Genomic DNA, 12,232 nt, shown 5'->3' on the forward strand with positions numbered 1-12,232 from the left:
ACGACAACGAAATCGTACAGTATCGGAGCCGATCCCGGGATCGGCCCCGATGCCGTAGCAAGAAGAAGGACGCCCGGGATTCCCTCCATGGCTGAAGTTCCATCCCGCCCTCCCGTCCAGATCTATCTGGTCACCCCGGCCCTCGACGATGTCGCCGCCTTCCTGCCGGCCCTGCGGGCCGCGCTGTCGGCCGGCGACATTGCCTGCGTGCTGTTCACCCCGGTGGCCGGCGACGACAACGGCGCCAAGAAGCTGATCAAGGAGATCGCGCCGGTGGTGCAAGGCGCGGGCGCGGCGCTGCTCGTCAGCGGCTGGAGCGCGGTGGTGGCGCGGGCGGGTGCCGATGGCGTGCATCTCAATGACGGCCGCAAGGGCCTGGCCGACGCGCTCGACAGCTTCAAGCCTGAGCGCATCGTCGGAGCGGGCGGCATCCGCACGCGTGACGAGGCCATGACCGTGGCCGAAAGCGGCGTCGACTATGTCATGTTCGGCGAGCCGGCGCGCGATGGCCGCATGCCGCCGCTGGAGGGCGTGGTAGAGCGCACCGCCTGGTGGGCCGAGCTCTTCGAAGTGCCTTGCGTCGCCTTCGCGCCGGATCTGGCGGCGGTGCCGCTGTTCGCCGATGCCGGTGCCGATTTCGTGGCGCTCGGCAATGCCGTCTGGAATCACGAGCAGGGGCCCGCCGAAGCGGTTGCGCTGGCGGACCGGCTGCTGAAGCAGAGAGGAAGTCTCGCATGAAGCGCATCGCTGTTGCGGCCGCGCTCGCGCTGCCGGTCCTTCTCGCCTCGTTGCCGGGCCGCGCGGAACCCTCGCCCCCTGCCGACGCCGCACAGCCGGCCGAAGCCAATGGCGGCGAGGCGGGCAAGCCGGCAGAGGCAGGTGCGCCGGCCACGGCTGCTCAACCCGCATCGGAAGCCGCCAAGCCCGCGGAGAACGCGCCTGGCGAGGCCGCGCCGCCATCCGGTGCCGCCAAGCCCGCGGAGGTGGCAGCCCCCGCCGTGCCGGGCGGGCCGCCGCCGGATCTTGCCTATGGCGCTTTCCAGCGCGGCTACTATCTCAGGGCGCTGGAGGAAGCCACCAAGCGCGTGGTGGCCGACAAGGATCCTGCGGCGATGACCCTGATCGCCCAGCTCTATGCCAATGGCCTGGGCGTGCCGCCCGATCCTGTGAAGGCAGCGCAATGGTATTCCGAGGCGGCCGAGCGCGGCGATCGCAACGCCATGTTCGCCTATGGCATGACCAAGCTCCTGGGCAAGAACGTGCCCAAAGACGAGCCGGGTGGCATGCTGCTGCTCAACCGCGCCGCCGAATTGGGCGTGCCCGAGGCGGCCTATAATCTCGGCATCATCGCCCTGCGTACCACCAACGGTCCGCCCGACTACGCCACCGCCTATAAGCGCTTCAGCCAGGCGGCTCTCGCCAATAATGGCGATGCCCTCTATTCGCTCGGCGTGCTGACCAAGGACGGCAAGGGCGTGCCGGCCGACAAGAAAAAGGCGACCGAGTTCTTCCTGGCCTCGGCCAATGCCAGCAATATCGACGGCATGGTGGAATATGGCATCGCCCTCTTCAACGGGGAGGGCGTGCCGCGCGACCAGGAGATGGCGGCCGACTGGTTCGAGCGCGCGGCCCGGCGCGGCTCGCCGATCGCCCGCAATCGCCTGGCGCGGATGTATGCGGCCGGCATTGGCCTGGCGCCCAATCCGGTGCTGGCCTGCATGTGGCATCTGCTCGCCAAGGCGGCGGGGCTCGACGACAAGCAGCTCGACGAATATGTCGCCCGACAAACGCCGGAGGTGCGGGCGGCGGCCATTCAAGGCGCCCGCTACTACGGCATGTAATGCCAACCGATCTTTTTCTTCAGGTTGGTACGAAGGATCGATAGGGGAGGTTGGCGGTGCTGGATGCGGCGGCGAGGGCAGTGATCGAGCGCCATTCGCTCGGCTATGTGGCGAGCGTCAATCCTGACGGCACCCCGAATCTGTCGCCCAAGGGCATGATGCTGGCCTTGGACGACCACCATATCGTTTTCGGGGAGGCGCGCTCCCCGGGAACCTTGCGCAACATACGCGAGCGCCCGGTGGTGGAGATCAATTTCGTCGATGTGCTGGCCCGCAAGGGCGTGCGCATCCGCGGCCGTTGCGAGGTCATCGCCAAGGAGAGCGAGGCTTTCGCGGTTTTGCGTCCGCATTTCGACCGCTGGGGCGCCCTGGCCGACCGCATCCGCCATTTCGTGCGTGTTCGCGTCGAGACGGTGAAGCCGATTTCATCGCCCGCCTATGACATCGGCGCCGAGGAAGAGGCGCTGCGCAGCCATTGGAAGGCCTATTATCAGGGCCTGTGAACCTTAAGGGCCGCTGCGATTCGAATTTTCACGCCGGTCGCATTTTCCCGTTCATATCGGCGGCATTTTCCATTAGACAGGCCGCTTCCCATTCCCGTGCCCCGTGCTCCGGGGCGGCTGTTATTTGAAAGTTTCATGATGCTGCGTTCACCTTTGATGAATGTGATGGTTGCTGCCGTGCTCAAGGCCGGCAAGGGTCTCAAGCGCGATTTCGGCGAGCTGGAGAACCTGCAGGTCTCGACCAAGGGGCCGGGCGATTTCGTGTCCGTCGCCGACAAGAAGGCCGAGCGCACGCTGCATCAGGAACTGGAGCGGGCCCGTCCGGGCTATGGCTTCGTGATGGAGGAAGCCGGCGTCGTCGAAGGCGCGGACAAGACCCATCGTTGGCATATCGATCCGCTCGACGGCACCACCAATTTCCTGCACGGCGTGCCTTTCTTCGCCGTTTCCGTGGCCTTGGAGCGCGAGGGCCTGCTGGTAGCCGGCGTCGTCTACAATCCCGCCACCGAGGACCTGTTCGTGGCCGAGCGCGGCAAGGGCGCCTTCCACAACGAACGCCGCATCCGTGTCTCCGGCCGCCGCCTGATGGAGGATTCGATCGTGGGCATGAGCCTGGCGCGCCTCGGCCGCGGCCAGCACCAGACCAACCTCGCCGATCTCGGTACCGTGATGGGCAAGGTTGCCGGCGTCCGCAATTTCGGCGCCGCCGCCCTGGACCTGGCCTATGTCGCTTCCGGCCGGCTCGACGGCCTGGCCGCGCGCTGGCTCTCCTCCTGGGACCTGGCGGCCGGCATCGTGCTGGTACGCGAAGCCGGCGGCTTCATCTCCGACATCCGGGGCGGGGACACCATGCTGGACACCGGCGACATCGTGGCCGGCAACGAAGCCATCCACAAGGGCCTGCTCGGTCTGCTCACCAAGGCCTGATATTGGGCCTGACATCGCGGCCGCGGGGGCGAGACGCCAGCAAAAACGGGGAGGGGAGAAGATTTCCTCTCCCGCCCGCTTGACAGTTTCGGCCCAGCCTTGCATAAGCCGCCCGTCCCGGCAGTGCCGGGCTCCGTGGCGGGGTAGCTCAGCTGGTTAGAGCAGCGGAATCATAATCCGCGTGTCGGGGGTTCAAGTCCCTCTCCCGCTACCATCGAATTCACCGACAGATCGCTCAAGAGCGGCGCAAGGTGGCCGGTCACTTCAAAGACATATGGCTCGTGCGCCTGCCTTGGGCGGATGGTTACGGCTTCGACGAATACCCGGAAGAGATTGTGGAGATCGGCGGGGATATCGCCGAAGCCGCCGCTCAGGATCACGTGCAGCATTTCGAGATTCTGATGGAAGGCCTTCACGGCAGTCGGGTGCAGCTCGATCACGTTCGTCTCGTTGGCGGCTGTCGCTAGCTCCGCAGCATAGCGGTCCCGGTCGGCGCGCAATGGCGCCAGACGCTCAGCGGCCTCGCCAGCGTCGAGAATTCCCGCTCCGATCATATCGACAATTCGGCTGATCCCGGCTTTAGCGTCCGCCAGTCCCTTCTCCAATTTCGCACGCCCGCGCCGCGAAGCAGCCTCAAGCGCTCGCCTTTCCTCCCGATAGGCAGCGACATAGGCCGCCAGCAGCTCGGGCGTTTTTAGTTGTGCTCGCAGGTGGTCGACGACAGCCGCCTCGATCCGCTCGACATAGTACCGGGATTGATTGTCGCAAGTTCGAGCCTCCTTATGGTTCGAACAGATGATGCGCTGGCCGCCGCGGTCGGGGCCTTGAATGACCATACTGCCGCCGCAGGCACCGCAGCGCATCAGACCGGACAGCAGCCTTTTCCCCGGTCGGCCGCCGCGAGAGTTCGGCCCACGCGCCAGAGCCTGCTTTCGGGCGGCTGCCTCACCGGCGTCATCTTCCCGTACAATCCGCAAATGCGGCACGTCGACCGTCTGCCATTCGTTTTCAGGGTTTGGCCTCGATACCCTCTTGCCGGTGTCAGGGTCGCGAACCATGCGCACGCGGTTCCAGATGAGCCGGCCGCTGTAGAGAGGGTTTTGCAGTAACCCGTTCCCGCGCTTGGCATTCCCGTTGATCGTTGACGCCGCCCAGCGGCCGCCGCGGGGCGCGGTTACGCCATCCTGGTTCAGACCGATGGCAATGGTGCGCGGGCTGGATCCAGCCCGGTACTCGGCAAAGATCCGGCGCACGACGGCCGCCTCTTCCTCAACAATCTCCATTTCACCAGGCTTGCCCGGAATCGGCCGGTAGCCATAGGCGCGGCCGCCGGCATGCCTTTTGTCTCGGATGACGCCGGCCAGGCCGCGGCGTACCTTATTGGCGAGGTCGGCCAGATAGAGGCTGCCGAGCATGCCACGAACGCCAATCTGGACCTGATCAACCTTCCCCTCGTGGACAGCGAGGATTTCCACGCCCCGGAATGACAGACGCTTGTAAAGGCCGGCAAGGTCCTCCTGATCACGGGAGAGACGGTCCAGGGCCTCAACGATGATGGTGGTGAAGGTGCCGTTCTTCGACGCGTCGATCAGGCTGAGGAGCCCATCACGCCCGAAGACAGAGGCCCCAGAGCGAGCGCGATCATGAAAGGTGGAAACGACATTGATGCCGTTCCGGTCGGCGTAGGAGCGGCAAAGCGCGATTTGATCCTCGACACTGCGATCGTTCTGCAGGTCAGTCGAGTATCTGGCGTAGATCGCCCCGCGCTTGGTGTTCATTGCCGCTTCCCGATGTGTTTGCGATGAGGCGGGCGTGATCGATGCGCGCCTGACGCCGTGCCAATGCTTGAACGAACTCGATTAAGAGAGGATCTGGCGGCTTATGCAAACGGTCGCAATGACTGTTTGCAGTGAGGACAGTGGGAAGAGCTGGCTCAGCCATCGCCATCGCTCCGAGTCGAGGCAGTAATCAGGGCGTCGGCATATTCAAGGGCGCGCGCCGCTGTTTCGGCAGGAGAGCAGGCCAGGCGGTACCTTTTCTCCACGTGGTCGAACTCCTGGCGAGAGACCAGAGAGGTCATGATGCGGGAAGCGATTTCCTGTCGCGCTGATAGTGGTGTGGCTCGACTTGCTGGACCGAAGATAATCTCGGCGGCTGAATATGAGGCGCCGCGGGCACGGAATACTTCTGCGTATTTCTCAGCGTCATCGATGCCGAAATCACGTGTGCCGTTCTCGTGGGAGCTATAGGTGCTTTCGACCCACCCGCAAGAGAGCGCCGCCGCCCGCGCGGATTTGAACCCCGCTGCCCTGCGGGCGGTGATCAGGTGGTGCGTTCTGTCGGCGTTCATGCTGCAGCCCAACCCGCAGCAAGCGTGTCTTCAATTAGCGAGAGGCAGCACTCGTCCTCGAAGCCGAGATATTTCGGCTCGATTTTCCACCACTTCGGATTTTGTCGCTTGACCATCTTGGCCTTCACGGCAAGGCCAGCGAGTGTCCTGGCTGGCGTTGCCAGGATCTCGTCCATCAGGGGCGCGCGGAGCTCATACAGTGCTTCGGAGCGTTCGGCGAGCGCCTCTCGCCCGGATGACTTGTTGAAATCATCGATAGCCTTGTGCCACCGCCTATAAGCCCCCCTAAGCTCCTCTAGGCGCTCATTGTGTCCGATCACTCTCTGTCGGGCAGTGGGGTATGCCACGGCCAGATCGAGGGGTTCGATGTAGCAGATAGACCAGGGACAGATCGTATTCCGGCCATCATCCTTGATGCCCGAGCCGAAATACATCTGATCGACGCGGGTAAACTCCAGGCCAGTGCGATCGTCGTGGACGCGCTGCCATTCGGCCTGCGTTTCGTTGAGCTTGTCATGGATTGTCTCGTCTTCGCGCTCCAGAGGCTCAAGCTGGGCATCGAGCGCCAACAGTTCTGCGTCGGGGTGAACGAGCGTAGAGCCGGAAGCGCTTTCAAGGAAACGAAGGGCGGCATCAATGAGCGGGCCGGTTGCAAGACTATCGAGGTGATAGCCCTCTTCCTTCTTGGCGAAACGAAGGGCGGCAATTGCGCCGGCTACAGTCTGGATCTCCCAAGCACCACCAACGATCTGATCGAAGGGCTCGCCGTAGGTGGCCTGGGCAAAATCGTCGCTATCGTCATCGGCCTCACGATACGCCTTGGCTCCGGCTTCGTAGGCTTCAATCAGGGAGATGATCGGCTCGGCCGCGCCGATAGCGAGCGCAGCAACGGGAATGACGGTGGTGCTGGTGAGATTTGCAACCTGCATGTTCATTGGAGTGGCCATCGGTTTGGTTTCGATGGCTTTAGAAAGCATTTCTTTCATTCCGATGCAAGGAAAAAGAAAGAAACGCTTTCATTTTGTCCCAAAACGCTATCCCTCACGCGCAGGCGCGCCATGCGCGTGCACGAAGGGTCATGCTCGTCTAGAAGATGTGAATCCCGCCGAGAACCTTGCCAACGATGGATATCTCGTCTTCTGACCGGACGGTCTCGACATGGCCACCGTTGTCGCTGATGATCTTTACGGCGAGGTCGCCGGCACCCTTGGCGGTTTCCAAGCGCTTCACTTGCACCTGTCCCCACCGGTCGCGGATGGCATAGACGCCATCGGGTGAGGGGATCCTATGTCTGGTATCAATGATCAGCGGCGTGCCTGGCTCGATTGTCGGGCGCATCGAATCCCCAGTAGCTTCAGCAACCAAGAGGTCGCCCGGTCGCGCGTTTAGGCGCGCAAGGAACCACGGCGGGAAAATCCACGGATAAACCTTGATTGCGTCCCTTGTTTCGATCTGATCACCCTCGCGATAGTACACATGGCCGATCTGGCCGCCGCCGCCCATCCCAGGTCGCGCATCTAATTCCACAATGCCGTTGGCTGGGATTTTAGGTGTGGCATCCGGGTCCAGGTTCTCGGGGGCTTCCGCTTCGAACGGGGCATCAGCTTCGGCTGCGCTATCATCGAAAGTTGCGAGACGAAGTCGCGGTATCCCCAGTTTTTCGGGAGGCTTTCCCATCCCGTCAGAAAGCCAATTGAGATCCGCGCCAAAGGTTCGGGCGATGAGCGACAGGTTCTCGCGCTTAATGCCTTGATCGCGTTCCCAATTGCCCACTGCGCCGCGCGTTATCTCGAGGCGCTCGGCAAAGGCCTCCTGTGAGAGCTTTGCGAGAAGGCGGATATATCTAATTCGAGAGCCAACGCTGTCCATTCGCATACCGTGTGCAAGAATCGCTGTCACTGCACTGAAAGTTTTGCTTGCATTCATATGAAAGAAATGCTTTCTAACGAGGTATGGAACAGTCAGTCTCTGAAAGCGCACTTGACCTGCCTCGTGGCAAGGCCCGCGCGGACCTCGCCAAGAAGCTTGGCATTACCCCGCAGGCTATCAGCTTGTGGAAGAAGGTTCCTGTCGGTCGCCTTGCCGCAGTCGAGGCCGCTACCGGCATCCCACGCGAGCAACTACGTCCTGACATCTTCGTCAGGCCTCCGCTGAACGCGGAATGACCGCTATGTCATTCCGGCCGACCTCGGCAGTGGGCTGCGATTTCATGGTGGGGTGCTCATCGCTCGCCGGCCGGCGGGTGCGGATATCTTCGGGTTGGCAACCGGCGGAGTGCCGGGCGCTTCAACTTCCGATGCTCCTCCTTGAGCCGCTTAATCAGGCGGCTCGACAGCTTACCGATCATTTCCATCGTCTCTCCTTTGGCTTGCGCGTCGTCCTGGCAGTTGCCGCGCAAAGCCGTGGCCTCGTGCCCCGCAACAGGAGCACGACATGCGCAATCAAATCATCCGCGATGCGCGGACCTTTTCCCAACGTGAGGCTGAAATGAGCACGGCAAATCCTGCCGACTATGACGATGCTGCGCGCGGTTTCGTGGAGCGCCTGGAGGGACTTCGCGGTCGTTCCGGCGCAGCTCGGGCGATCGGTGTCGGCCCGGGCACGACGGAGAACATTCGCCGCGGACGCCGCAAGAGCATTGGCGCCAAGCTTTTCGCCCGCATTCAAGGAGCCGTAATCCGTGAGCTGGAACGCGAAATTCGCACTTTTCAGGCTGAGATTGAACTTGCTCGCCAGTGCGGTTTCAGCCCTGGTGGGTCTGAGATTATCGAGGCGGAAGCTGCGATCAAAGTTGCACGCGATGCAATCGGAAGAATCAACCGGCAGATCGGAACTGCCGAATGACAACGCCGGGTCGCCAGAAGCTTGATCTCGTCCATGCTTTTCGGGCGTGCCTTCGCGAACTGGCGCTTGACCTTGGCTATGAGGTCTCGAACCAGACCGGGGGCAACGACACGATCGTGATCGAGCGCAACAAGTTGGTTTGCGGCCGGACCGCAGACCTTCTTGTGAGCATGGCCTTCCATGGCGCGACCATGTTCGTGGCCGTGACAATCGATCCGGTGGGCTGGGATCAGAAGACATCGCCTGAGATCGACGCCTATTTCCAATGGGCCAACCTCCTGCGCGCCCACGGCATCAGCGCCTTTCATTTCACCGGCACGGAGATCACTGCGGCCGTTGGCCTGTGCGCCGATCAGGCCATCAATTCCATCATCGATTTTCAGACCGGCCGCATCGTCGCGGCAGCAGCGGGTGTTGCATGAACAAGCCAGCAGAGAGGCCGGCACCTCTGACGCAATCGTATTGTGATTTGCGAGACTTCCAGTTCATGCCGCTCGACGTAGGGCGGCTTCGCGACAGTGACCTTGCCGCCAATGAGACGCCGGAAGCCTGCTGGGCTGCCGTTCTCCTGTGGTCAGCGTCGTGGCATCAGGTTCCGGCTGCCTCGATACCCAATGATGAAAAGTGGATAGCCAAGACTGCCGGCTATGCCCTGCGCGGCAGGATCGACAAGGACTGGGCCAAGATCCGGGCCGGCGCACTGCACCGGTGGATCGAGTGCAGCGACGGTCGGCTCTATCATCCCGTCGTTGCCGAGAAAGCGAACGAAGCCTGGCAGGGCAAGCTGCGCCAGCGCTGGAATAGTGAGTGCGCTCGGATCAAGAAACATAACCAGCGCCACCCAGACGCAGAGAAGCCGATACCGACCTTCGAAGAGTGGCTGTCTTCCTATTGTCCCGAGGGACAGTCCGCCAGTGTCCCCAAGGACAAAGGCGATGGTCCCGAAGACTTCCCCGGGGACAGTGGCTCCAAGGGACAGGGAGAGGGACAGGGACAGGGATATATTATCACCTCTACGGTTGAGGCTATCGCCTCAACCTCCGAGGTGCCGCCTGCCCAGCCTGCGGCAGCCTTGCCGGTAGAACAGTCCGACGAAGATGTGTTCTGGTCCCTGGCCAAGGAATGCGAGGCGAAGGGCATCACCCGTTCGCGTCTCGGCAAGCTCATGAAGCTGGCCCACGCTGGGGCAACCACCATGCCGGCAGCCACACGGCTGGTGCAGAGCTGCCTGAAGGCAAAAGACCCTTCGACCTATTTCGGCGCCACCATCCGAGAGCTTGAGGATGAGGCCGGCATCACCCGAGCCAAGCAAATCAACCAGGCCAAGAACGGCAAAAAGGTCCCTGCCTGGGTGAGCAAATGGCGAGAGGCAGGCGAGACAGTCACGCCGATCGGCCCGAACCAATGGGCTTCCCGTGGCAACACCTATGACGACGAGGGGAGGCTGACCGGATGGTAGCGCGCAACGTCGACGAGATTTTCCGAGAACATCACATTCAGGCCAGGTCGAACCGCAATGGACGTTTCAGAACAGTTTGCCCCGAGTGCAGCGCCAAACGGAAGCACAAGCGCGACCGGTGCCTCTCCGTCAAGGTCGACGGCACTGGCGCCCAGTGGTACTGCCACCACTGCGGATGGAACGGCGGCGAATTCTTCGAAACGCAGCGCAGCGGCTACGGCTTACGCCGCGAGCAGGGGTATCAGTTCAGCGACTTTGGATCGGCTCAACGCCGAGTCCGGTACAACCTTTTTCCCGGGCATTGAGCGGCGGGACGAGGCTCTTTTCTGGCCCTACTTTGTCGGCGGCCAGCGAACCTACTGGAAGGCGAGGGCGCTCTCGGAAAAAACCTTCGTGTCGCAGAAGGACGCCAAGGCCTCGTTCTTCAATCTCGACAACGTGCTGAGCGGCCCTCTCGATGCTGTTTACATCACGGAAGGGGAGTTTGACGCGGCATCGCTGATCGAGGCCGGCATCTCCCTCAATCGCGTGCTGTCGGTCCCTGGTGGCGCGCCTGAGAAGCTGCGCGAGGAGGACGAGGAGAGCACCGACGGTTTCGGGTACGTTCTCGATGCGCTTGCGATGGGCCTGAACAAGGTTCGGAAATTCGTCTGGTGTGGCGACAGTGACGGCCCCGGACGGATCCTGCGCCGTATCATGGCGAAGATCCTCGGGCAGGCTCGCTTTCACTTCCTCGAATGGCCGGACGGGGTGAAGGACGCCAACGATTTCCTGTTGAGCGACGGCGCCGATGCGCTTCGCGAAATGGTCGAACAAGGCTCGTTGCCTTGGCCGGTAGACGGTCTGTATCTCATGAGCGAGATCCCGGAACCGCCACCGATATTTACGTGGTCGCCCGGCTTCGAAGAATGGGAAAACAAGATCAAGCTCGCGCCAGGCATGCTCAGTGTCGTCACCGGTCTGCCCAACCACGGAAAGACGGTCCTATGGGCTCAGATCTGGTTCCAGATCGTGCGCAAATACGGATTCCGCATAGCGATGGCGTCTTTCGAGACCGGCGAAAAGCCCCACCTTCGCCGGCAGATCCGCACCCTGCACAGCCTCGTCCCTGAGATGAACATGGATGGCCGGATGATGGCCGCCGCCGATCGCTTCATTGACGATCATTACGTGTTCCTCAAGCACCCCGAAGGGCAGCCGGATCTGAACTGGCTCCTGGATCGCGCCGAGGTCGCGGTTGTGCGCTACGGCGTCAAAGCGATCCAGGTCGATCCTTGGAACCGCATGGAGCACAAGCGCGAGAATCGCGAGAGTGAGACCGACTATATCGGGCGCTGCCTCAACGCGGTCATCCAGTTCGCTCGGGACATGCACTGCCATGTCCAGATCCTGGCCCACCCGTCCAAGCGCGATGGCCACCTGAGGAAGGAACCGCCGGAACTAGAGGACATCTCAGGTTCCATGAACTGGTTCAACAGGGTGGATCAGGGATTTGTCGTGCACCGGCCTGACTTCTTCAAGGACGGCAAGCGCTGCACGGAAGCAGACCTCTACCAGCGGAAAGCTCGCTTCGAAGAGCTGGGCTACGTCTGCAAGGTCGGACTGAATTACGACCTTGAGAAGCGCCGCTACGTCTCCACCGATTATGAAACGAGGTGATCCATGGCTCGTGCAGGACGCAAACGACAGCTTGGCATTCGGGAACCCAACGGGCGCCTTTCGCGCTCAAAGCCAGCCAGGATCGAACGGGAGAGGGATATCAAGGCCGTGATGATTTCAGCCCGCATGCGTCAGACCGGGTTGCCTGAGAGCCTCGTGGATGGTCGCCCCGAGTTGGGAAAGCCCAACGTCGGCACCACGCAGGGATGGCTGCGGATCCAGGGCGAGCTGAACAAAGATCAATTCCAGGCAGCGGAATGGTACCTCGGCAAGCGGAATGAATATCTGCAGGCCATTGCCGCACCCGGCGCCGTATCTAACCGTGTTGTCTTGCCAGAGGAGGGCGATCCGGAGGCCTATGCTCGGTGGTGCAGGCGCTCGATGTCGAAATGGGAAGAGATCATGCATTGCCTGCAGGTCGCATCCACGATCGCCCGCACACCGATCATTTCGGCCTTCGATCACATCCTCGATCGTCAGACGCCGAACCTGCCCCACATGTACGGCGGTTTGCGCATCGGTCTCACGGCAATTTACCGCATATTTCTAAGGGTTGGCACCAGTTAGGCTTGACAACCCCCATGTCAGAAATTCATCGTCTCTAATGGTACCTGAGGATATTCGCGCCCGGAGCTGAGAAGCTGCCGGG

The 12,232-nt window shown here is 62.1% G+C and carries 15 protein-coding genes, 1 tRNA gene and 1 pseudogene; 13 read left to right on the forward strand and 4 right to left on the reverse strand.

Going from position 1 to position 12,232, the window contains the following annotated elements; translation table 11 throughout:
• Positions 1 to 87: 87 nt before the first annotated feature.
• The 6 genes from ACZYTC_RS28155 (at position 88) to ACZYTC_RS28180 (ending at position 3,738) form a co-directional block, all read left to right on the forward strand.
• Positions 88 to 738 carry a thiamine phosphate synthase gene (locus tag ACZYTC_RS28155; protein ID WP_488991072.1) on the forward strand — a complete coding sequence of 217 codons (651 nt, stop codon included), beginning with the start codon at positions 88 to 90 and terminating at the stop codon, positions 736 to 738.
• Positions 735 to 1,841, forward strand: coding sequence for a tetratricopeptide repeat protein (locus ACZYTC_RS28160; protein WP_434955173.1), 1,107 nt, complete (start codon positions 735 to 737; stop codon positions 1,839 to 1,841). Before ACZYTC_RS28155 ends, ACZYTC_RS28160 begins: the two co-directional genes overlap by 4 nt.
• A gap of 56 nt (positions 1,842 to 1,897) precedes the next feature.
• The gene (locus ACZYTC_RS28165; protein ID WP_454812849.1) at positions 1,898 to 2,344 is read left to right on the forward strand and encodes a pyridoxamine 5'-phosphate oxidase family protein; all 447 of its coding nucleotides are present in this window, start codon (positions 1,898 to 1,900) and stop codon (positions 2,342 to 2,344) included.
• Between the two features lie 138 nt (positions 2,345 to 2,482).
• Entirely contained in the window at positions 2,483 to 3,271 is a 789-nt protein-coding gene (locus ACZYTC_RS28170) for an inositol monophosphatase family protein (RefSeq protein ID WP_434959589.1), read from the forward strand.
• A 137-nt stretch (positions 3,272 to 3,408) separates the two neighbouring features.
• A tRNA-Met gene (locus ACZYTC_RS28175) sits at positions 3,409 to 3,485 on the forward strand.
• A 37-nt stretch (positions 3,486 to 3,522) separates the two neighbouring features.
• Entirely contained in the window at positions 3,523 to 3,738 is a 216-nt protein-coding gene (locus ACZYTC_RS28180) for a hypothetical protein (RefSeq protein WP_488991073.1), read from the forward strand.
• Positions 3,739 to 3,987: 249 nt separating this feature from the next.
• Here the strand turns inward: ACZYTC_RS28180 and ACZYTC_RS28185 are convergent.
• The 4 genes and pseudogenes from ACZYTC_RS28185 to ACZYTC_RS28200 form a co-directional block, all read right to left on the reverse strand.
• Positions 3,988 to 5,049: pseudogene (locus tag ACZYTC_RS28185) on the reverse strand (recombinase family protein); the annotation flags it as partial.
• A 155-nt stretch (positions 5,050 to 5,204) separates the two neighbouring features.
• Positions 5,205 to 5,621 carry a helix-turn-helix domain-containing protein gene (locus ACZYTC_RS28190; RefSeq protein WP_488991074.1) on the reverse strand — a complete coding sequence of 139 codons (417 nt, stop codon included), beginning with the start codon at positions 5,619 to 5,621 and terminating at the stop codon, positions 5,205 to 5,207.
• Positions 5,618 to 6,598: a hypothetical protein gene (locus ACZYTC_RS28195; protein WP_488991075.1), complete on the reverse strand. Its 981-nt coding sequence runs from the start codon at positions 6,596 to 6,598 to the stop codon at positions 5,618 to 5,620. The genes ACZYTC_RS28190 and ACZYTC_RS28195 overlap by 4 nt, the downstream gene beginning before the upstream one ends.
• Positions 6,599 to 6,707: 109 nt before the next feature.
• Entirely contained in the window at positions 6,708 to 7,490 is a 783-nt protein-coding gene (locus tag ACZYTC_RS28200) for an XRE family transcriptional regulator (RefSeq protein WP_488991076.1), read from the reverse strand.
• 83 nt (positions 7,491 to 7,573) lie between these two features.
• On the opposite strand from ACZYTC_RS28200, the gene ACZYTC_RS28205 reads away from it, so the two are divergent.
• From ACZYTC_RS28205 to ACZYTC_RS28235, 7 genes are all read left to right on the forward strand, one after another.
• The gene (locus ACZYTC_RS28205) at positions 7,574 to 7,786 is read left to right on the forward strand and encodes a YdaS family helix-turn-helix protein (protein ID WP_488991077.1); all 213 of its coding nucleotides are present in this window, start codon (positions 7,574 to 7,576) and stop codon (positions 7,784 to 7,786) included.
• A gap of 268 nt (positions 7,787 to 8,054) precedes the next feature.
• Positions 8,055 to 8,465, forward strand: a complete 411-nt coding sequence (locus ACZYTC_RS28210; protein WP_488991078.1) for a hypothetical protein — start codon at positions 8,055 to 8,057, stop codon at positions 8,463 to 8,465.
• On the forward strand, positions 8,462 to 8,887 hold the full coding sequence (locus tag ACZYTC_RS28215; RefSeq protein ID WP_488991079.1) for a hypothetical protein: 426 nt from the start codon (positions 8,462 to 8,464) through the stop codon (positions 8,885 to 8,887). Before ACZYTC_RS28210 ends, ACZYTC_RS28215 begins: the two co-directional genes overlap by 4 nt.
• 65 nt (positions 8,888 to 8,952) lie before the next feature.
• Positions 8,953 to 9,924, forward strand: coding sequence for a hypothetical protein (locus ACZYTC_RS28220; protein WP_488991080.1), 972 nt, complete (start codon positions 8,953 to 8,955; stop codon positions 9,922 to 9,924).
• Positions 9,918 to 10,229, forward strand: a complete 312-nt coding sequence (locus ACZYTC_RS28225; RefSeq protein WP_488991081.1) for a hypothetical protein — start codon at positions 9,918 to 9,920, stop codon at positions 10,227 to 10,229. Before ACZYTC_RS28220 ends, ACZYTC_RS28225 begins: the two co-directional genes overlap by 7 nt.
• Positions 10,180 to 11,583, forward strand: coding sequence for a DnaB-like helicase C-terminal domain-containing protein (locus ACZYTC_RS28230; RefSeq protein ID WP_488991082.1), 1,404 nt, complete (start codon positions 10,180 to 10,182; stop codon positions 11,581 to 11,583). The genes ACZYTC_RS28225 and ACZYTC_RS28230 overlap by 50 nt, the downstream gene beginning before the upstream one ends.
• Positions 11,584 to 11,586: 3 nt before the next feature.
• Positions 11,587 to 12,150 (forward strand): hypothetical protein, encoded by a 564-nt coding sequence (locus ACZYTC_RS28235; protein WP_488991083.1) that lies wholly within the window; start codon positions 11,587 to 11,589, stop codon positions 12,148 to 12,150.
• The last annotated feature ends 82 nt before the right edge of the window (positions 12,151 to 12,232 follow it).

Source organism: Labrys sp. F242, assembly GCF_057813875.1.